At 41.9% G+C, this 21,238-nt stretch carries 18 protein-coding genes and 2 pseudogenes; 12 read left to right on the forward strand and 8 right to left on the reverse strand.

Going from position 1 to position 21,238, the window contains the following annotated elements; genetic code table 11:
• The first annotated feature begins 203 nt into the window (after positions 1-203).
• From RG963_RS02610 to RG963_RS16535, 8 genes and pseudogenes are all read left to right on the forward strand, one after another.
• A complete protein-coding gene (locus RG963_RS02610; RefSeq protein WP_310574722.1) occupies positions 204-1,001 on the forward strand; it encodes a (Fe-S)-binding protein in 798 nt (265 codons plus the stop codon).
• Positions 1,002-1,039: 38 nt separating this feature from the next.
• Positions 1,040-1,420, forward strand: coding sequence for a DsrE/DsrF/TusD sulfur relay family protein (locus tag RG963_RS02615; RefSeq protein WP_310574723.1), 381 nt, complete (start codon positions 1,040-1,042; stop codon positions 1,418-1,420).
• Between the two features lie 41 nt (positions 1,421-1,461).
• Positions 1,462-1,806, forward strand: coding sequence for a DsrE family protein (locus RG963_RS02620; protein WP_310574724.1), 345 nt, complete (start codon positions 1,462-1,464; stop codon positions 1,804-1,806).
• Between the two features lie 36 nt (positions 1,807-1,842).
• Positions 1,843-2,142: a sulfurtransferase complex subunit TusB gene (tusB, locus tag RG963_RS02625; RefSeq protein WP_310574725.1), complete on the forward strand. Its 300-nt coding sequence runs from the start codon at positions 1,843-1,845 to the stop codon at positions 2,140-2,142.
• A 124-nt stretch (positions 2,143-2,266) separates the two neighbouring features.
• Positions 2,267-2,551, forward strand: a complete 285-nt coding sequence (locus RG963_RS02630; protein WP_310574726.1) for a hypothetical protein — start codon at positions 2,267-2,269, stop codon at positions 2,549-2,551.
• A 124-nt stretch (positions 2,552-2,675) separates the two neighbouring features.
• Positions 2,676-2,807, forward strand: coding sequence for a hypothetical protein (locus RG963_RS02635; protein ID WP_310574727.1), 132 nt, complete (start codon positions 2,676-2,678; stop codon positions 2,805-2,807).
• 22 nt (positions 2,808-2,829) lie between these two features.
• On the forward strand, positions 2,830-3,075 hold the full coding sequence (locus RG963_RS02640; RefSeq protein ID WP_310574728.1) for a hypothetical protein: 246 nt from the start codon (positions 2,830-2,832) through the stop codon (positions 3,073-3,075).
• A gap of 386 nt (positions 3,076-3,461) precedes the next feature.
• Positions 3,462-3,572, forward strand: a pseudogene (locus tag RG963_RS16535) (MarR family transcriptional regulator); the annotation flags it as partial.
• Between the two features lie 219 nt (positions 3,573-3,791).
• On the opposite strand, the gene RG963_RS02645 reads toward RG963_RS16535, so the two are convergent.
• Positions 3,792-5,198 carry a glutamate decarboxylase gene (locus RG963_RS02645; RefSeq protein ID WP_310574729.1) on the reverse strand — a complete coding sequence of 469 codons (1,407 nt, stop codon included), beginning with the start codon at positions 5,196-5,198 and terminating at the stop codon, positions 3,792-3,794.
• 673 nt (positions 5,199-5,871) lie between these two features.
• Between RG963_RS02645 and RG963_RS02650 the strand changes: the two genes are divergently transcribed.
• Both RG963_RS02650 and RG963_RS02655 read left to right on the forward strand, forming a co-directional pair.
• Entirely contained in the window at positions 5,872-7,014 is a 1,143-nt protein-coding gene (locus RG963_RS02650; RefSeq protein WP_310574730.1) for a serine/threonine-protein kinase RIO2, read from the forward strand.
• Positions 7,015-7,621: 607 nt separating this feature from the next.
• Positions 7,622-9,610: a DUF460 domain-containing protein gene (locus tag RG963_RS02655; RefSeq protein WP_310574742.1), complete on the forward strand. Its 1,989-nt coding sequence runs from the start codon at positions 7,622-7,624 to the stop codon at positions 9,608-9,610.
• Between the two features lie 104 nt (positions 9,611-9,714).
• On the opposite strand, the gene RG963_RS02660 is transcribed toward RG963_RS02655, so the two are convergent.
• The 5 genes from RG963_RS02660 to RG963_RS02680 all read right to left on the reverse strand — a co-directional run bounded on the left by RG963_RS02660 (position 9,715) and on the right by RG963_RS02680 (position 13,552).
• The gene (locus RG963_RS02660; protein ID WP_310574731.1) at positions 9,715-10,260 is read right to left on the reverse strand and encodes a ferredoxin domain-containing protein; all 546 of its coding nucleotides are present in this window, start codon (positions 10,258-10,260) and stop codon (positions 9,715-9,717) included.
• 57 nt (positions 10,261-10,317) lie between these two features.
• Positions 10,318-11,526, reverse strand: a complete 1,209-nt coding sequence (locus RG963_RS02665; protein WP_310574732.1) for an MBL fold metallo-hydrolase — start codon at positions 11,524-11,526, stop codon at positions 10,318-10,320.
• Between the two features lie 1,114 nt (positions 11,527-12,640).
• Positions 12,641-12,826, reverse strand: coding sequence for a hypothetical protein (locus tag RG963_RS02670; RefSeq protein WP_310574733.1), 186 nt, complete (start codon positions 12,824-12,826; stop codon positions 12,641-12,643).
• 115 nt (positions 12,827-12,941) lie between these two features.
• Entirely contained in the window at positions 12,942-13,073 is a 132-nt protein-coding gene (locus RG963_RS02675) for a hypothetical protein (RefSeq protein ID WP_310574734.1), read from the reverse strand.
• 155 nt (positions 13,074-13,228) lie between these two features.
• Positions 13,229-13,552: a hypothetical protein gene (locus RG963_RS02680; protein ID WP_310574735.1), complete on the reverse strand. Its 324-nt coding sequence runs from the start codon at positions 13,550-13,552 to the stop codon at positions 13,229-13,231.
• A gap of 727 nt (positions 13,553-14,279) precedes the next feature.
• Between RG963_RS02680 and RG963_RS02685 the strand changes: the two genes are divergently transcribed.
• A complete protein-coding gene (locus RG963_RS02685) occupies positions 14,280-15,785 on the forward strand; it encodes a flavin monoamine oxidase family protein (RefSeq protein ID WP_310574736.1) in 1,506 nt (501 codons plus the stop codon).
• 347 nt (positions 15,786-16,132) lie between these two features.
• Here RG963_RS02685 and RG963_RS02690 read toward each other — a convergent pair whose 3' ends face one another.
• Together RG963_RS02690 and RG963_RS02695 are read right to left on the reverse strand one after the other, a co-directional pair.
• Complete coding sequence (locus RG963_RS02690) at positions 16,133-18,388, reverse strand: DNA topoisomerase I (protein ID WP_310574737.1); 2,256 nt, start codon at positions 18,386-18,388, stop codon at positions 16,133-16,135.
• 892 nt (positions 18,389-19,280) lie between these two features.
• Positions 19,281-19,411, reverse strand: a pseudogene (locus RG963_RS02695) (IS200/IS605 family transposase); the annotation flags it as partial.
• Positions 19,412-19,950: 539 nt separating this feature from the next.
• Between RG963_RS02695 and RG963_RS02700 the strand changes: the two are divergent.
• Complete coding sequence (locus RG963_RS02700) at positions 19,951-21,234, forward strand: NRAMP family divalent metal transporter (RefSeq protein WP_310574738.1); 1,284 nt, start codon at positions 19,951-19,953, stop codon at positions 21,232-21,234.
• Positions 21,235-21,238 lie beyond the last annotated feature (4 nt).

The following is a 21,238-nucleotide window of genomic DNA, read 5'->3' on the forward strand; positions in this document are numbered from 1 at the left end:
TATACAACCTGCGTAATCAAAGATTTAAAATTTTATATATCAATATTTTTTAATATTTGGCTTTTGGGTTTTTATGGATATGATCTCATAACTAATCGTAAGAATAGTTTGAAAGAGTTAGGTTCTACTCTCAAAACAGGCTTGTTGATGTTCTGAGTTATGAAAAGCAGAATTGGACTACAACAGGGCTGGGGGATGTAAAGATGCCGGAAGGTACAAGTGAGACAAAGTTGGTGAATTTCGCTATGGCCAATAAGGCTCGAAGGAAAATAATTAATTTCCTTGCAAACGGCGATAGAGATATTGAGAAAATCGAAGAGATAGCTGGTAAAAAAACGCTTGAGTTTCATCTCAAGATTTTGCAAGATGCGGGACTTATCGAATTAGAAGGAAGGAATGTTAAATTAAGTGAATACGGCAAAAACTTCCTGAAAGGTAAGAAAGAAAGTGGTACAGAGGAAATTAAAGATCTTTCTCAGGTAAAACCTGTGGAAATTGCAGAAATCAGGCAACTTTTGCCCTGTATAGCAGACTCCTCAAAATTCAGGGTAATTGCAAATATGGCTCCGCCTTTGGGTGGAATCTTAAAAATTCTTGAGCCTATCTTTCCTAAAGGAAATTATTTGGATAGAAAAGATAGCTTGATAGTTAAAAGTGGAGAAATTATTACAACTATTTATGGTAGTGGAAAAGTCAGCATGAGAATGGTTAAAAACGAGGATGAAGCGAGAGAAGAGCTTGAAAGCCTGAAGAACACTATCAATGAAGCTATTTTAAAAGGTGTTTTCCCTGTTCCAAGGGAAAAGATCAGAGTCGAACTCATGGATATCTATAAATATCTGCCCCGGACCAACTGTGGCAAATGCGGCGAACAGGGCTGTTACAGCTTTGCCATAAAGCTCATGGCTGGTCAGGTCACCTTGGAGAAGTGTACACCGCTTAAAGAGTCGGAGTATGCCTATAACGAGGAGCAACTGCAATTTCTGGCTGTATATCTTTGAGCCTCTGTTACATAAGCACAAATTATTCGGAGGAAGCTTTGAAGACCCTAACAATAGTACTTACCGATGGCCCTTACATTTCCGAATATGCTGAGATTGCCTATAAACTCGTTCAGACTGCACTTAAACATTATAAAGTAAACATATTCCTGTACTTAGACGCGGTGCATATTCCTAAAAAAGGTCAGAATCCATCCTTTTTTACGAATGCAGGACAACTTTTTTCCGGACTTGCTGAAAAAGGAGCTGTAGTCCGAGCCTGTGCACGATGTGCTGCTGCAAGAGGGTATTTTTCAGAAGAGGAGATTATAGAAGGAAGTAACTGTAGAGATTATTTTTCTGGAATAAAAATTACCAGCCTTTATGAACTATCGGAAATGCTGAGTAAGAGTGATAGAGTAATTTCATTGTCAAGATAAGGTTTTTAATGAGAAACCCATTTTTTGGGAGGTTCACACCAATGAAATCCGTCTTTTATCTATTAGATACCACTCCCTACGGCAGTGAAAAAGCATTCGGAGCATTGAATGCGGCTGCGGTAAGCCTTAACAGAATGAATGTTATCCTCGGCCTTCATGGGGATGGAGTTTATCTTGCAATTGCCGTCCAGGACAGCAGAAATCTTGGACTACCAAACCTTGCAGATATTCTCTACGCATATGGAGAATTGAGAGTGCTTGTGCATGAACCCTCACTGTTACAGAGAAGTCTTTTCGGTGAAACATTGATAGAAACCCTGGAACTGACAGACGAAGAAGATTTTTTCGAAGCGATGGAAGGCTCGGACTGCGTTATCTCGTTTTAATACTAACTGCTAATTAAGGATTAATCGGATGATAATATGAGACAAGAAAAATTGGATGTGTTCCTGCTGACAAAGCCTCCCTTCAGCCCAAGATCGGAGTTATGCCTCAAACTGGCTACCCGCTCTGGGAAAGCCAGAATCTACCTTGCAGGAGACGGAGTCTATCACCTGCTTGCCGGAATAGAAGAATTGCCAGAGTGCGAAATTTATGCATGTAAAGAAGACCTTGAAGCCAGAGCTATCAAAGCAGGAGAAAAAGTGACAGTTCCGGATGACTTTTACGCCGATTTTATAGAGAATATAATGGAACATTGCAGACACGAGTATACTTTTTGAATATCTGACATTATGAATTTAAGATTGTACTCTTCGATTTACAACTAGAAGTGTCAAGTTGTACTTTTATACGTTCAACAACTTCATAAATTTATTGAAACTAAGCTGAGCCGGATCAATTCCTATGGTCGAGAGTATCCCGCGCGAGATAGTAAAGGACCTGCAATCTGTCTGCCAGTTGCATGAACAGGCAGTCTGTAACCATGACAAATGCAGGGAGTTTAGTGAAAGCTTATCAGGACTTCTAGTCAAACTTGAGGATCTGAAGTTTTACCGGATTGCTGACAGACTTATGAGTATTCTTTTAAACTGCAAGCCAAAAGAGGCTTCTCACTGTGAAAAAGCGAACCTCGTCGGAGAGATGATGAAAGAGATAACAAAAGAGACACAAAAGGCAGCCGGAAAATGAGAACTGAAGCTTTCTTATTTGCGAAGACAGCGATTAAATACTGCCTGAAATAAATATCTCAGCTTTTGTCCGTAGGTGCAACTATTAATGCGGAACATTTTTACAAATTGCATGTTCTGAAAACATGAAGCTTCTTCCGCACTGCGAAGTAGCTCAAGATCTTTTGGAGTTAAGGGACGAGATAAAAGGCTGGATCTCCCAGATGTTTGGAGGAGAATGCCAGGTTTTTGATCTGTTGGCCTGGTATTATTTTTGATTTTCTTTTACATTTTCCATGAGTGGATCTAGTAAATTTTGGAATCAATATGTTAAGCATTAAAAATATGGTCTTGATGGCGTGCTTTCCAGAAATTATCCCAATTTTTATCGTTGCATTTTATTACTATGGGAGTGCAGAGGGTCACGAATACCCTGACCTTTACAGGCTGTCTGACAATTCAATTTCAGGGCAAAAACATGTGAAAAATAAGGCATATAAAGCCTTTAAATTGAAAAAGACGGAACCTGTTTATTACTGGAAGTAATTGCCGGACAGCCTGTTTAGGGTGGGGTGGCCGCCCGCAATTTGATTTCAGGGCGCTTCTATAGACTTTTGATTGATGAGTATTTGAGCCTGCAGCATTATGAAGTGAAAACTCGCATCAGAAAGTTTTAAACATAAACAATCCTGAGAAAAATGGTATGCCGATCGGGTCTAGGTGACGAGTCTAGTACCAATCGGCATTAAAGACAAAATGCTGCCAATATTAGCTAATTTTCAAGGTGCCTGACAATATTTAATATTGTTTTGTCATCTATATCAACGCTTTCAGACTAAAAAATATACTAATTATAACAGGCCTTTCACACATTACCAAAATTTCCACCATGGTTTATTCTCGATGATTTCTGGCAGAAGCTTAATGTTTACCGAGAAAAACCACTAGGTAAACAAATCCGAACTTTCCAGCTGAACGCGGAAAATGAGGCAACAAATGTAATAATAGATTTTTACAACAAAATCAACCAGATAATAGATTAAGTTTATAAGAAGCATGGGAAATTGAAATTCGAGATTGTACAAAATTACTGATCTTTCTTTCCAAGCTTTACATAGATATCGAACTTGCGTATTGTAGGCTAAAAATATCTTTTTAGAGCTATGCGATTGCCTGTTTTGCAGACAATCACATAAGTTCTATCCGTAATTAAATGTGGGATCTGTTTTCTCTAAAAAATAAGTCTACTTAGCCGCGATTCTTCAGCAGATTTTGGTCAGACCCGTTTTAGGTGGACGGTATTCTTTTGCTCCAAGTTTCGCTTCATTTTCAAGGAACTGACATGCTTTTTCTATGTCATCGATGATAATTGCTGCCATATCCAGAGTGAAATTCTCTCTTATGACAATGCGCATTATTTCAATATTCTCCGCATTTTTTGGTAGACTGTAAGCGGGAACTATCCAGCCTTTTTCCCTCAGCTTATGCGAGAGCTGCAGCAAAGAATATTCAGTCTCTTTCTTTTGCCTGAAAGCAATTATAGGAAGCCTTTCTCCTATGTTCAGCATTTCGAACCGGCCCAATTTGTCAAGTTCTTCAGCAAGATCCCGGGAAACTTTCAGAATATTCTTCATTATCCCGGTATAGCCAGCCCTTCCGAACCTTAATATATTGTAATATTGAGCCACAACCATTGCACTACTTCCTGAAAAGTTCAAAGTGTATGTCTCCTCCTGCTCTCCAAGGTAGTCTACAGTGAAAATCAAGTCTTTTGGAAGGTCTTTTTCATCCCGGAAGATCAGCCAGCCAAGGCCTGGATAAGTCAATCCGTACTTATGCCCGGAAACGTTTATTGATCTTACTCTATCCAGTCTAAAATCCCACTCAAAATCAGGTTCTGTAAAGGGCAATATGAAGCCGCCGCTTGCAGCATCTATATGGATGGGTATATCCCAATCTTTTTCTGTTTTATATTCCAGAAGTAAATTATTAATGTCTTTTATAGGGTCTATTTCTCCTGTAAAAGTTGTGCCTAATACGCAGCCGACACAAATTGTGTTTTCATCAATATGCTCTGAAACAGCATCTGCAGTAATTGTACGCGTCTCCTTGTCTATAGGAATTTTTACAGCATTGACATCGAAGTACTTGGCAAACTTATCCCAGCAAACGTGAGCATCCTCTCCAAAAACTATGTTCGGTTTTCCTGTCCCACGCCCTGAATTTTTCCAGCTCCATTTGTGAGCCAGCAAACCCAGCATTATGGCCTCGGAAGAGCCTGCTGTCGCCGTACCCATGAATTCGGTGCTATGTCCATTAAAAAGGCGCCCAAGCATATTCACAATATTCTTATGAATAACCTTGTCAGTTTGTGGATATTCGAAGATATCTATGATATTTTTGTTGATGTTTTCCATGACAAGCTTATCTGCTTCCGGTTCCATCCATGTGTTGACAAAACTTGCCAGATTAAGGAAAGGGTTACCGTCAAGACTTAGCTCATCATGTACTAGCTGATAAGCAGCTCTTGGGCTCATTCCCTTCTTAGGAAACTCATACTTTGGAATTCCTTTTTCTATGACTTTTTGAAGATATCTGGCACTGTATGCACCAACACTGTATTTTTTAGACTCTTCTAACTTTTCCAGATTTACTTTCTTCGAAATCACATTTTAACCCCTATATCTATAGTTGCAAAATTCTCCTGTCATCCACATATTCAAAATACTGGTTTTACAGCAATAGCATGATATTTCTGATCTTTGAACTTAAGAAATAGTGATTGATTAAATTTTTTATGGAATTCCTTGCTTTCCTGGGTATATTATGGGATTCAGGCCAATTACTTTTTTCTACTCACGAGCAGGAATCTTGACATACTTAACGGTAATAACTTACATATCCCTGGCTCTTTATATGTTCCTAAATGAAAACAGAAAGCAGAAAACTAATTAAACCAAGTTTCGCTCCACGATTAATCGCTAATTTTCAGCAGGCATTGGATACACATAACACCAGCCAGGTAGACCAATCTACTCTTCTGATATTAGGCTTCGCCAAAACTACGATTTTTATGAGGTGAAACCCAATCATTCCTTTTGGTGAAATGCTTCAGCATGCTAATGTCGATTTGAAAACCAAAATTGAGATCCCATCAAATTTGAAGGAAGTACTCTATAACTACCTACGACATGGAAACCAATTCCTTTTTAGTTAGCCCTCTTGAGCGAAGCGAAAAGGGCCCCGTGCTCCCGAAGTGGAACTCGGGAAGCAGAACTCGGGAAGCGGAACTCTGGCTTTAGAGCTATTATTTAAATATCGAGGATTATATGTAATATTAAGATGATCGACGAAGCGCTAAGGGTTTTTAAGGAGCTTAACTCAAAGGATTTCAGGATCCTGACTGGCATCGAGACCGGGATGAAGCATTTTGAATGGGTGCCCCTGGACGAATTGAATAAATACACCAAGCTGCCCTTCGATAAACTGGAATACAGGTTAAAGAAGCTTGTGCGGGATAAGCTTGTGGTCAGGACCACCCAGCCCTATGAAGGTTTCCAGATTTACTTTGAAGGATACGATGTCCTTGCCATGAATGCCTTTGTCAAAAGAAAAACTATCAGTGCAATAGGGGATGAAATCGGGGTAGGAAAGGAATCAGTTATCTTTGAAGCAATTCGGCAGCCTGAACTTGCAATTGGGGGACCTATTCCGGTTATAATTAAGTTTCACAGGGAAGGCAGAACCAGCTTCAAGCAGATAAAGAGAGTACGTGAGCACATAGGAGAAAGAGAACACTTTTCCTGGATTTATGCTGCCCGGCTTGCTGCCCATCGGGAATACGAGATTATGACCACGCTGTACCCTAAGGTCTCAATCCCGAAACCCTTTGACCAGAACAGAAACGCGATAGTAATGGAGCTTGCAAAAGGTAGCCTCCTCTCAAAAACAAGACTTCTTGACCCTGAATGGTATCTCGATGAGATACTCAGGCAGGCAAAAATCACCTATTCGATGGGAATCATCCATGCCGATTTAAGCGAGTACAATGTATTTGTTTCAGAAGACGGCGTCCAGCTTATTGACTGGCCCCAATACATCACTCCGGAACACCCTCAGGCGGATGAAATTCTCGAAAGGGATGTTTCGAATATCCTTACTCATTTCTACCGGAAATACGGAATTAAAAGGGAACTTAATGAAACGGTCAGTGAAATTAAAAGTGGGGCAGAGAAAAGCGCAGAGGATAAAATAGGAGATGCAGATAGTAGGAGCGAAGGCGGTACTGTAGAGAAAGGGGCTTTCAAAGAAGAGGGTCTTGAAGAATATAGCTCTGAAGATGAGGGTTTTGAAGCAAAGTATTCTGAGGCAGAAAATTTAGAAGCAGAAGATTTTGAGGCCGAAGAATTTGAAGCTGAAGAATTTGAAGAAGATATTGAAGCAGAGGATATTGAAGCAGAAAAAAATGGGCACAACTGTCAGTAACCCTGTTAAGAAAAGATGACAGGTAGCTGTACTTCACAGCAGAAACTCCCGGATTCTCGTTCTTAGAAATAACAGGGAAGCAGGGAAAGAATCAGGGACTGAAGTAAAACCTGAAACTAACACTCAGGACATTGGACAAAAAAGCAAAACGCCGGAAGTTGAACAGGAACCAGAGCAGGCAAAAATCACAAGCATACCAGGATGTGGAATGATTTCCGGAATAGTTTGCCTTCTTACTGTATTCCTGCATAAAAGAAAATCAGGTCGTGTCCATGAGTCATTGATTAATTCCGAAAAAGCAAGTACACCCTCCACATTTGAATAAATTCTAGATAAATCCTTCTGCTTATGGTTTTCAATAACTCGCGTCCACTACCCAATTTTGAACAGGTTAGTATCTGCGGGACTGAATTGAAACTTGCTTAATTATATTTACTCGATTTTTATTTTTCAGTGGTGGGAATAATTCGAAATACGTCTATCTTTTCTTATGTATCCTTTTCTTAAGTGGGTGGAAAACAAATCTAAAAAGACCTTATTAATAAATAGATTTAAGTGATAAAAACGGATTCAGTTAAATATATATTCTATAAAAAATAAAATATAGATATTCATGCAAAATAGGATTATATATGGAATCGATATTTCTCGGGGCTCCCCCCGGGCAAGGGAACTTCCCAGGTATGCGCTTGCTATCCTTAAGGAGGGTGAAGTCTCCCATCAAAGTATGCTCCGTCGCCAGAAGATCCTTAATATGATCCAGAAGGACAGGCCGGAGATGATAGCCGTTGACAACATTTTCGAGCTTGCTGCCGACAGGCGCGAGCTTCTTTCTCTTATGGAACGCCTCCCTGAGGGCGTTAAACTTGTCCAGGTCACAGGCGGGCTCCATCCTGAACCGCTTGTCAGGATTGCACGAAAGCACGGGTTTTCTTTCGACCCCGTAAATCCGAACGATGAAGCTGAAGCATGCGCCCGCCTTGCAGACCTTGGGGTTGGGCATGAGGTTTCTCTCTTTGAAGATATTACAAAGATCAAGGTCAGCAGAGCCCGTTCTCTGGGTCGGGGGGGCTGGAGCCAGAACCGGTATTGCAGGAAGGTACATGGAGCTGTGTTGCAAAGGAGCAGAGAGATTGAAAATGTCCTTAAAGATCTCTCGCGGGAAAAAGGCATCAAATTCGAAGCAGTAAATGTAAAAGGGTTCGGAGGATATGTCAGGTCTGAATTTACTGTCTATGCAAAGCGCGGAGAGATACCAATACATCCTGCGGCAAGCAACGATGCTCAGGTAAGTGTAAGAAGCGTCGAACGCGACAAAATTCGTTATGTTCCCCTTAAACAGAAGAACCCAAGACGTAAATTCACAATCGTGGGAATTGATCCCGGAACAACCGTGGGCATAGCCATTCTTTCTCTGGATGGAGACCTTCTCTATCTGAAAAGCTTTAGGGGAATAGCTCCAGATGAAGTTGTCAAGCTTATTGCCGAATACGGAAAACCTGCAGTTATTGCCAGTGATGTTACTCCGATGCCAGGCTCGGTTGAAAAAATCAGGCGGAGCTTTAATGCAGTTCCTGCAAGCCCTGGAATTGAGGTTTCTGCCGAGGAAAAAATTGCTCTTGGAAAGACTTTCGGCTATTCCAATGACCATGAAAGGGATGCATTGACTGCGGCTCTTCTCACCTACAGAAGCTACAAGAATATCTTTACGCGGATTGAAAAGAAAGCTCCACAGAACTCAGACCTTGAGCTGATAAAGCTCCATGTAATCAGCGGAGACTCGATAGAAGCTGCAATCGACAAAGTTCGGGTATCAGGTGAGGCTGAAAAACCAAGGGCAAGAGAGCGTTCCGAAAAGCCAGAGGAAAGGACGGTTGACGAATCCCTCTTGAAAATGAGGGAGACTATCCACCGGCAGGGAGAACATATTCAGAACCTGCAGGAATACCTTGAGGATTTAAAAGAGGAACTTGCTGCAAAAGACCGGAAAATTTCAAAACTTGCATCACGACTGAACAGCTTCAAAAAAGAAGCTTACAGTGAAGTCCGAAAATCAAACGAAATCCAGATCAGAGAAAGTACTATAGAGAGCCTGAAAAAAGAGCTCAGCCATAAAAATAAAACTGTAAAGGAACTCCGGCGCAGGAGCAATAAGCTGCGCAAAATCCAGAAAATGGAAGTCCGGGGTGAAGGTACTGCTGTAAAGGTTATTGCCGCTTTTACGAAGGAATCAATTGCCGAAACAAAGGAAAAATACGGGCTCAAGGAAGGAGACGTAGTTTTCCTGGAGGAACCAAGCGGAGGCGGGGCTGCAACAGCCCAGATCCTTGTAGAAGCATCCGTTCGGGCCGTACTTATCCCTGAGGATATTTCGCATGCGGCAGAGGAAACCCTCTTCAAAGGGAATGTGCCGGTCTTAAGGGGCATTTTGCTTGAACGGGCTGAGGATTTTGCAATGGCAGAGCCGGAAAGCCTTGAAGTTGCAATCGCTGCCTGGGAAAAAGAGGCTGAGAAAAATCGACACAAAGCCAAGGAAGACGAACTGCAGAGTCTTTTTGAAGAATACAGAAGTGAACGGCGCAGGGGCCTGGTTTAAGGCTCCTCTTAAAACTCATCTGCTCTTTTCGCAGCGCTTTGCCTGCAGAACCCTTACGTCCTCCAATACAATAGTATGTCCACCTATACCGAAGTTTCAGCTCTTTATTTCCTGTCAAAGAAAATATTTTTCCCTGTTATACTCAACGGAATTCCGAAAATAACATCCGCATCCAGCAAGCCAGAAACCCTTGCAGCTGCACCAACTGAGTACATGACCCTGTTGTCAACGCAGCAGTCCTTGGCTTTTGCAGCGGCTGCGCCAACAGCTATTCCTAGGTCTACATATTTGAGCATACAGTTCGGACCCTTGAAATCTACCTCTACTTTCTGCCGGTTCAGCATCTCAGTACAGGTTTCAAAGCCACAGGCTCCGCAGTTCAGGCCTGCAGCCCCGCTGGTTTTAACGCCTATAAGTACAGCAGCCACGGCATTTCGGAGATTTACAGCGTCTCTTTTCAGAAAAACGAAGCCTGCCCCTTTTTTATCTGCCAGCTTTTCCATAGCCGAGGCAAGGACTTCAATGTCTTCTTTTTCGGCAAGGGCAGTTATTACATCATCTATTCCTTTGGCTTTCGGGGCAGTCCGTGCAGCCAGAAGGATAGTCTGTGCAAGTGTTTCAAGCACTTCGGATTCAGGATTGAGGATCATACCAGCCAATTGGAACTGTATGAGCTTAAGCATTTCGCAGGCTTCTGAAAAAGCTGCTTATTTTTTTTCTTCTTTAAAGGCAAATAATTCCCCGTTTGCAGGTGCATATGCATCCACGCCGATTTCCTCTGAAATCCACTGCGCGAAGATTTCGGTTTTGTCTCCATGCATGACAAAGACCCTTTCAGTACCTTTCCTGCATAAATATTTTACAAGTTTTTTGAGTTCACTATCTCCACTGTGAGCGGAAAAGTCGTACTGCTCTATTCTGGGCTTGAGGGTGAGGACAGCTCCATCTGTTTCGATTACTCCGTGCTTTAAGGCCAGCCGACCGTTTGTGCCTTCGACCTGGTAGCCTGTGAGCAGGATTTTTGATTTCGGGTCTTTGTAAAGCCGGCTCAGATAATGGAGTGCCGGTCCCCCGTTTAGCATTCCGGCTGTAGTGACAATGACTGAAGGCTCTTTAAGGATAGAATCCCGCTGCCTGTCTTTTACGGAAATTGCACGTCCGAAAGCCCTATCCAGAAGTTCCGGATTTCTCAGGTACTCAGGATATTTTTGGAGGATTTTGTACACATCCCTGCCCATGCCGTCCACATAAGCCCTGATTCCGTGAGCGTCAAGAAGCATAAGCATCTCCTGGGTCCTGCCTATTGCAAAGGCAGGGATAAGGGCAGTGCCACCCCTATCCAGAGTCTCCAGGACAGATTCGATAAACCTTTCTTCGGTTTCTTTTCGCGGGATATGGTCTTCCCCGAAATATGTGCTCTCGAGCACCAGCGTGCCTGTTTTGGGAAATTTGGCTGCTCCGGGCACAAGCCTCGTTTCCTCAAGATTAAAATCTCCGGTATAGAACAGGCTTTCTCCGGATTCGGATTCCAGAAGGATTCCAGACGCTCCGGGAATATGGCCCGCATTATAGAAGCAAGCCCTGTAGCCATGGGTCTTGAAGGTCTCACCGTAATCCATAGTTCTTGTTCTTTGGCTAAGCTTCTGCAGGTCTTCAGGGTCAAAAGGGGCTACACCTGACAATGTGCTCTCTGCGAGTTTGAGGGTATCTCTCCCTAGAAGAGAAGTAAACTCTGCAGTCGGCGGGGTCATGAAAACATCAGGGTCCAGGTACATAAGGTTAGGCACAGCTCCGCAATGGTCAAGGTGCCCGTGCGAGACAAGCACTGCTTTCGGCTCCATGCCATTAAGAGGATATTCTGAAGGATCTCCTGCTTTTATACCATAATCGAGCAGAATTTCCCCATTTACAAGCAAACCCGAACGTCCGACTTCCCTGCATCCGCCTTTAAAGGCAAGCTCCAGAATAAAAACTCCTTAAAATCTATTAAAATCTTACTATAATATTCGCTATGATATTTGTTAAATACTTCTGTGAGCACAGACAGCCAGAAATTTCTTCAACGTCTAAATACTCTCTACAGACTACCTGAATACTCGCAGTAGACCAATAGTATTAAGCCAAGAGATAAATCTAAAAATATATTGGCAGACTTTAAATTAATCATCCTTTATTTTTCTCAAAGCTGTGATATTCTGGTTTAAGGAATAATATCAGAAAAGGTTTTGATAGTATGGAAACTGTCTCAATAAACAATTAAAATTCGGTAAAATAATATATTAAGTTAAATTACATATATTGTTATGAATGATGAAAAATTTATAACAGCGCTCTCTGAACTAATAAACGGTCGACATAAAAATCCATTCAATTTTTCTATTGATATCGTTTTTTTCAGAACTTTTGAAATTCAATTTAAATCAAAAATTACTAAATGTTAACCATAACACAATTAATATATATTTACAATAAATGAGCTAAATGACAAATAATGTTAGATATATAGTCCGTATGATACTGGTTTTTAAGTGGACCTGCAAAAAATAACATTTAAGGATATTTAAATGTTAGAATGTGCTTGTTGCCGAATGTAGGTTATATGATAAAGATCGTATAGAAATTGTACGCTTTCAAATGTTTGCAGAAAGTATTTTAAAAACTAGTGCTGTGATTCCAAAGTATGTCATAAAACCTTGGTTTTTTATTTCAGTCGAATACCCCGCTAGCTTGCTGCGGGGATGGAAAACTTCCCCGGTAACCGTTGATGATAATATTATTTATCAATCCCATTTTTCGATTGTTAACTTCTGCTAGAACTAAACCTATTAGGTTTATTGTCTTCTTTTACGGAATTTCGAGCGGTGGCGCGAACATACCCCGTTGCTTGCAGCGGGGTGCGCCAGCGCAAATTTGATTAAGAGCCTATCCGAAAAGTACACAATAATATAGTTGCAAAGTTACAATATGTCGCAACATTTTCCTTATAAACTTTTACCAATCTGCTTTTTGTTTAAAAAAGAGACTATAGATTCAGTTAGATTTATGTAGACCATCAAACATTGCAGTTCCGATTGCAATTCCTGTACCTACCCCAAGTCCAATTTTTACACCGTTCATTAAATCATGCGATAAGTATCCCAATAATGTACATGTGACGAGTGCTATAATGAAATTTAAAAATACTTTTTTTACCTGAGACTTCTTCATGTTCATCACTCAAAAAACTATAATATGATAGTTAATTAAATCTTGCTTTAGGTCACTTATTACAAACATGATTTTGAAAACAGTAGTCATAACACTTTTCGGATAGGTTCTAAGTCAACATTCATTATTTGGACTTTTTATCGTTCTTAGGTACTTCCTTTTTCTGATTTGTAAATTGATGTCGTTGTTCAGTGTCACTTGATCCTTTCCAGACTCTTTTATCTTTGCCAGAAAAATTACTTCCTCCATCTGCCATAATATCCTCTTATTTCAATATACTTAACAACAGAATAAAGTAAACTATTAACACAAGTACACTTATCATAAATAGTAAGTATGACCTATTTAACCATTCAGCAATCTGCCTATTTTGATCACGATTTTTGACAATATTGCCTGTAATATCTTCGGTCATCTTTTTATACATTTCCTTTTTTGTTGTTTGTTGTCTGTACAATATTTAGTAAAATCATCGGCTCTCAAAAACCACCAATCTCTAACATTGAGAGCTATTAATCCGCATAAAATAGATGATGTAAAAAATACCAATATTAACAAAATCAAAATAAGCAAAAATGTAGCAGAGAATATTTTTTCTTTAGTTACAGCATCAGCAGATGCTATTAGTGTAGATAAAGAAGCTACAGTTAAACTAAAAATTACACCCACAAAACCAACAATACCAGTCGCTTTATTTTCAATATCACGAGTTTTTTGCCACTCGGTATTGCACATATCAACTACTGACTCATATATTAGCTTTTCACACTCTTCATCACTTTGATTAATATCACTTCGAGATATTACGCACATTGTTTTATTCCTGGTAGTTGGTGTGTTATAGCTAGATTATAGCAAATATTACTAATAACAAATTTAATATGTAAAATAGTATTAAACTTGTATATAAAATAGATGACAGTAGCCAATTATATCCTAGTGCATCGATTCCATATATCCTCAATAAACCACGGATAAACACAGATTAAAACAGATGGTTTCAATTCGTGTTTATCCGTGCTCATCTGTAGTTTTTATGGGAAACTCACTGATCAGTGTTGATTTCAAAGTCCAGTTTTATTTCCATAATTTGGAATCGATGCACTAGGTATGGTGAATAAGGTTGTACGGGTCAGAATAAGATTCAACTTTACAACTGGTTATATTTTTAACTAAAGTACCAATACTCGGACCCAAAAAGCTGCAAGGTTAGGAGTCCATAAGAACTATAAATAATGCATAGCTAAATTAAAAACAATCAACCAGAACCAAAAAATAAGTGTCACTTATTCTACTGCAGGAGACGCATTCATCATATCGAGAAAGATAGAACGAGAAAGACAGAGGCCATTTTCTATATTTATCACCATAGAACGGTCACTTTCAAGCTGGAAATTACATTTGACCTGCAAAAAAAGGGATGAACTGTTTAAAAGAATATTGGGAGAGGGGGAGAGATAGAGTGCCTGATATCATTAATTCTGATACAGTCATAGTCGGGGGAGGCATCACAGGTCTTTACACCTGCTATAAACTAAAACAATTAAAAGGCACTAACCATACCATTTCTCTATTTGAAGCTGCAGGTCGCTTTGGAGGCCGAATTGAGACTGTAGAAATGGGCGGGTTTTTAGCCGAATATGGACCTATGCGGTTTGAGAAGCTTGCACAGCCTCTACTCATGGAGCTTATAGCTGAACTTGGTCTGGAGACGAACTTCTTCGTTCCCTATACAGCGGCAAATGACCCTGATTCTCTTTTTGATTTAACTTATGATGAATCTGGAGGTAAGCGCTCTGGAAGTAAATTGACAACACTTGAGCTTTTAAAACTGGGCATTCTGCGTCTGTTAAATGCAAGCGACGGAGATATGGACGACCCTGATGACCCCAGGAATCGGGCCTGGTGGGCTACTCTTGACGAGGAATACTACAGCTATGTGCGTAATAAGGCGAGCTACAATGGAAAATATCTCTACGAGATGGGCTTCTGGAATGCACTCAGTCTTGTTCTTAGCCACCGTGCAGTGAATAAGATCATTCATTGTGGAACTTTTTACCATGTTATTCATTTTAACCCGAATGCAGCAGAGTGGGTTATTTTCTGGCTGCGCGGACTGCATCCGGATGATGGACTGGTTGGCATAAAACAGGGTACTGGATCCCTTGTTCAGGAGTTAGTCCATAGATTAGACTCCAGATCTGAACTTTCGGTCTCGTTGCATCTTAATCACAGGTTAACGGCCCTTTTTCCCCAGCCTGACGGGAGGGTTTTACTCGAGTTCAAGACTGACAATACAACAGTTAAGGTACTGGCAAAGCGGGTAGTTCTGGCATTACCTCGTTGTCCTCTGATGCAACTTCGTCCTCTATTACCTGAACATATTGGAGAACTGGTAGATTCTGTAATTCCCATTCCGCTGGTAAAATGTTTCTTTGTTAATGAGAGTCCCTGGTGGAATGAATTCACGCCTCCACAGACACGAGCTTCATCTACTCCAGCAAGAGAAATTCATTACGCCTTTAGAAAGGATGGAAGCAGTAAACGTGGAATTGTAATGGTTTATGGTGACCCGCCCAGTATGCGCTACTGGACGCCATTTGTACAACAACAGGAACATCTAAAGGCAGAATTAAATCTCGATAAACGTCTTGTTGAGGGTTACCTTCAGTATTTACGATCAAATCCTGACAATACAGATATTAAAGAAATAAGAGAAGAGGCTGAACTAATAAGTTGTTTCGGCATAAGAGATTGGAGCCGTGAGCCTTTTGAGGCGGGTTGTCATATTTGGAAAGCTGGCGTCCGTGCTGAAGAGGCAATAAAAGAGTTAACAGCATTCTCATTACAGGATTCACCACTATCAAATAAAAATATCCATATATGTGGTGAGGCTTACTCGGATTTCCAGGGTTTTATCGAAGGTGGTTTGCGCACAGCCCTGCGAGTTGTAAAGCAAATTCTTTGAATTTAGAAATAATTTCCGGGCTTTGTAGAGACGTTCTTTTTTCTCTCTTCTGGTAAAGACCGTTCGACGAAGAAGGACGTTACAGGAACAGTTAGGTATGGGGAATAAGGTTAATAAGGGCCAGAATTTAGATTCAAATTTCTAACCGGCTATATTTTTAACTAAAAGTACCAGTTAGGTGATGGTCGACAGCCAAATACTATCATACTCCGGTCTCATACTCTGATTTCAGACCCTGATTTTGTTCTCTTCAGGGAGTTCTTCAAAGCCCGAGAAGAATTTAGGGTTTTAAGGCGAGCTCTAAAAACAGGCAAAAATAAAAAAGCCGACATGAGTGAAGACTATTTTCATGCGTCCTCAACTGTGCCGTTGCATGAGACCTGCCAGTTTTTAACCTTCTTTACACTAATTTTTATGATTTTTGCAAGTTCTATAGGATCAGCTTCTGCGAGGGCTTCTACACTTGTAATCCCGGCTTCCTCGAGTTTTCCTGCAGTGGCTTTTCCCACGCCTTCGAGATCCTTGATGGATTTCGGTCTTTCCTTTTTAGGCTGTAGCGCCTGCTCTTGCTGCTGAGTCTTCTGCCACTCAATAAAATTGCATTGCGGGCAGCCAAGATCCCAGGCTCTTTTTCCCTGATTGATTATGCGGATATGGTGCATCCCGTGCGCTTCACAGGACTTGTCAGTAACTATAATCTGCCCACTTTTTGGAAGAGGCAGGGAGAAGGTACAATTTGGATAGTTATTGCAGCCTATAAAACGGCCTCCCCTCTTCGAACGCCGGATCATAAGTTCGTTTCCGCATAAGGAGCATGTGCCTATGATTTTATCTTCCCTGAGGCCTGCTTGCAGGGATTCTATGATTCTTTCCCGGTTTTTGTCGAGTTCGGTGAATACCTGTTTAAGCATTTCCCTCGATTCTTCAAGAACAGCAACCTCTTTGACCCTGCCCTCTGCAATTCGGTCCATATTTTCTTCGAGCAGCTTTGTCATGTCCGGTTTTGTGATAGTCGGGGAATATTTCTCAAGGGTATCCATTACTGCAAAAGAGGTATTTGTGGGCTGAATCGGATTTCCGTGGATATAAGCCCGGGAATAGAGCTTGCTGATAATCTCGTGCCTGGTTGCTTTTGTCCCGAGCCCGAGCTCTTCCATGATATTAATAAGCCTTCCCTGTCCGTAACGGCCCGGAGGCTGGGTTTCTTTATCCAGCATCTCTTTATTTATTACTTCCAGAGAATCTCCTTCCCTGAGTTCCGGAAACAGCCTGTCTTCAGGAGCGTTGTAAGGATAGTACCATCTCCAGCCAGGCTCTACAAGCCTTGCTCCGCTTGCCCGGAATTCTTCCCCCTCTATATCAAGTCTCAAACGCATGGTTTCCCATTCGCTTGGCCCGGCAAAGGTTGCAAAAAAGCGCCTGACCACAAGTTCGTAAACTTTCCATTCTTCCTCTTTTAAGTCAGCATTTTTTGCAAGAGAGGCAGGATAGATAGGAGGGTGGTCAGTGGTTTCCTTTTTTCCGCGAGTAGGAACAAGTTCTGTTTTTTCAAGTAGGGCATTTGCGTACTCTTTAAAAGGACCCTCCTTGAAAATCTCGATCTGTGCCCTCAGGTCCAGGGTATCGGGATAAACCGTATTGTCAGTCCTGGGATACGAGATATAACCGTTCGTATAGAGAGATTCGGCTATGCGCATGGCGTTTGAGGGACTGAGCCCTATTGCATTTGCTGCGCTGATAAAACCTGTAGTACTAAATGGGATAGGAGGTTGGTCGGTTTTGTTTCCTTTTTCTATTTCCTTTAATTCTGCTTGTTTTCCCAGTTTTTCGAACGCTTTTGTTGCTTCTTCTTTGTCCAGAAAGCGCCGGGTCGAATGCTGGGCTGAAAAAATTTCCCCTTCTGCGTTTTTAAGTTCAGTCTGGATCTCCCAGTAGGGGGTTGGAACAAAAATATTCCGTTCTTTTTCCTTGTCAACAATAAGAGAGAGAGTTGGCGACTGTACTCTCCCTACTGAAAGAAACATTTTCCCAAGCCTGCCTGCTGCAAGGGAAATGTAACGGGTAAGGGCTGCGCCCCAGACAAGGTCAATTACCTGCCTGGAATGGCCGGCATCTGCGAGATTAAAATCAACGTCTGTTGGGTTTGAAAATGCAACTTCTATCGCTTTCGGGATAATTGCACTATAGCGAACCCGGTCAAAAGGAGCATCAGGATTCACCTTTTTTATGATATTTAGAGCTTCGACTCCAATTAGTTCCCCTTCCCTGTCATAGTCAGTTGCAATCGTGACCCTGCTTGCTTCTTTTCCCAGGCTTTTAAGGGCAGTTACTATTTTCCGGTTGATGGGAGTTGTTATGATATCGGCGTCGATAAGGGCTTTAGCATCCACTTTCTGCCAGTTGTTGTACTCTTTGGGAAAATCAATCCCTACAATATGGCCTGAAAGCCCTACAACCGCAGTTTCCTGCCTATTCTCATCAGATCCGATCTCATACCGGTATACGTCCACTCCGCTGACTCTGTCCTTCTTCGGGTTTTTTGGAGCCAGAATAGCAGCTATCCTCCTTGCTGCTATATTTTTTTCAGTTACGATAAGGTGCATTTAAAACTCCGATAAATTCTTTCTAAATTCTATGGAGGAATACCAGCGTACCCCGCATTCCTGCCAGCTTAAGTTAAGCGCGGCTCTTATTTCTTGAAGTTTCTTTTTGCGATATAAATTTTTGGATCGAATCTCAAAATGTACTGTCATCCGTAACTAAAATTAGGTTCAGATATCTTCATCTGACCTTTTTTCTCTCTTTATCAAAGTCTTTATTCATTTTCGTTTCAGTTGTTCACGTTATTTTAAATCAGCTTGAAAGCAAGCTTTGCAGCTTCTTCAGGAATTTTTTACGTGTGAGAGCCTGCGACCCATTTTGATTCGAGTACAATCACAGGTGCTTCCATCTTCAGACCAGGCGCTATTCCCGAAAGAGTCCCGTCTCTCCATTAACCGAAATTAAAGCATCCGAGGATTGGGGTATAAAAGCATTTTTGGCGTGTCCCATTTCATAGGGAAATGGACATTCTATGTCGCAGTTTACTAGATCTTAAATCGATTAATATGAATGTGTATTCATGAAGTATATCGATAATAAAGATAATGACGAACTAATGAATCTAGCCAAAAAGAATTTTCCTGGCAATGAAAAGGATGTAGAGGCTTGTATTAGGCATTTGCGGTTACATAATATAAAGGAAATCACTATATATAACAAACTGTATAAACTTATTTCCTTTTTTCAATTCGTACTACACGAGAAAGTGAAGAGCATCAGCAAGACGGACATAGAAGATTATCTGTCAGTGAAGCGGCAAAGAGAGGAGAAGAGTTAAAAACTGTGACAGTTAATAAGCGGCTAACTGAAATATAGCGATCCGTGAATTTTATAAAGCCCAAAAATAACTTTTTCAAGAATCTCAAATTTCGAAGTGACCAGCCTGATTCAAGCGAGATCAAAGCATATGTCTTTCAAAAATGGATGATTTCTTTGTCTAAAAGAAGGTTTTTATGATACTTCATACAAAAAACCATGTTGTACCTGATTTTATAGACAGGATGATTTGCATGCCGTAGTTCCATTCACATTAGAGATGTAGCTAAAAATATAAATCGTTTAGTTTAACAAAGGTTTTCGGGGAAGTTTTCCATCCCCGCAGCAAGCTGCAGGTATTCGATTGAAGTAAAGCTTCAGAACTATTTTTCATTATCAGAAACTTAATTGATCATTCCAAATTAGAGATTTTGAGAAGCAATTTTGAGTTTTGGGATCAGCTCAGAAGTAAGTTTATAATTTAAACATTGTCTTAGTTTCGGGGTAGGCTCAACTACATTTCACAGAAAACATTCCAGATCGTATTTTTGAGAGTGGGGGCGACTGGAACACTATTGAATAAATTTTATATATTTAAGTGATATAAATAAGTGACAAAAATGACATTTTAACTTAACCATTGATCGAGGGGTATCCTCTAGAATATTTTTGATAAAACAATACTAAATACAGAATGCCGTTAAATACTCATCTTGCCCCTGATTGCCAACTTTCATCCTCGCAGGAAAGCATGACCACATCACCACAGTCCACATCACCACTACCAAGACAACAACACCAGGGGAACATGGCCCTACGGCTCCTAAAGGCCCTGAAAGGGCTTCTCGGGAATGTAGGCCCCGGATTCATTACAGGCGCAGCTGACGACGACCCTTCTGGTATCGCAACTTATGCGCAAACGGGCGCAATCTTCGGGTATGGTCAGCTCTGGCTCGTCTGGTTCACCGGTCCGTTCATGATCGTTATCCAGCAAATGTGCGGCCGGATAGGAATGGTAACCGGAAAAGGGCTTGCAGGCGTTATTCTCGAGCACTACTCGAGGCGGCTGCTTTACGTAACAGTCTCGCTGCTTGTGATTGCGAACACGATCAACATTGGCGCGGATCTCGGGGCGATGGCCTCCTCGGCGCAGATGCTGCTAGGGCTGCCGTTCCTTTTCTGGCTGATCTTCATTACGGGATCCGTTATCGCCCTCGAGATCTTCGTTCCGTACAGGACCTACTCGAGGATACTTAAGTACTTGGCGCTGACCCTCTTCTCATACGTCTTGACGGCCCTCGTCGTCAGGCTTGACTGGAAAGTGGTTTTTCACGCCACGCTGGTCCCGCACTTTGAGTTCTCGGCGGATTACCTGTTCAACATCGTCGCAATCCTTGGCACAACGATCTCCCCTTATCTGTTCTTCTGGCAGGCGTCACAGGAGGTTGAGGAGGAAATCGTGAACGGCCAGATCTCCGATATGGGAATCGGGAAACCCCGAGTGACGCAGTGGGGCGTGACCGAGATGGATGGGGACACGGTAGTCGGGATGTTTTTCTCTCAGGTCATCATGTTCTTCATTATCGTCACCACGGCCGCCACCCTGCACGCTGGCGGGGTCACCAAAATCCAGACGGCGTCACAGGCGGCCGAGGCCCTGCGGCCGCTGGCCGGCGATCTCGCCTACCTGCTTTTCGCGGCCGGGATTATCGGCACCGGACTTCTCGCGGTTCCGGTGCTGGCCGGCGCGTCGGCGTATGCCGTGGCCGAGACAGCCGGGCTGAAGGAGGGGCTCGGCAAGAAGCTTGGCTGGGCCCCAGGATTCTACGCGGTGATTGCCGCATCTACAATGATCGGCATGTCCCTCAACTGGCTCGGGATCAATCCGATAAGAGCCCTCTACTACGCAGCCGCTTTGAACGGCCTGGCCGCGGTACCGGTGATGGCGCTGGTCATCATTATAGCGAACAGGAAGGACTTCATGGGCCAGTTCGTCAATTCGAAGGCGAGTAATGTCCTGGGATGGATTATCGTGCTGATCATGGCCCTGGCCGGGGTGGCGCTGATCTTCAACCTGGTGACGGGAAAGTGACTTT

The organism is Methanosarcina baikalica (assembly GCF_031461075.1).
Lineage (GTDB): Archaea > Halobacteriota > Methanosarcinia > Methanosarcinales > Methanosarcinaceae > Methanosarcina > Methanosarcina baikalica.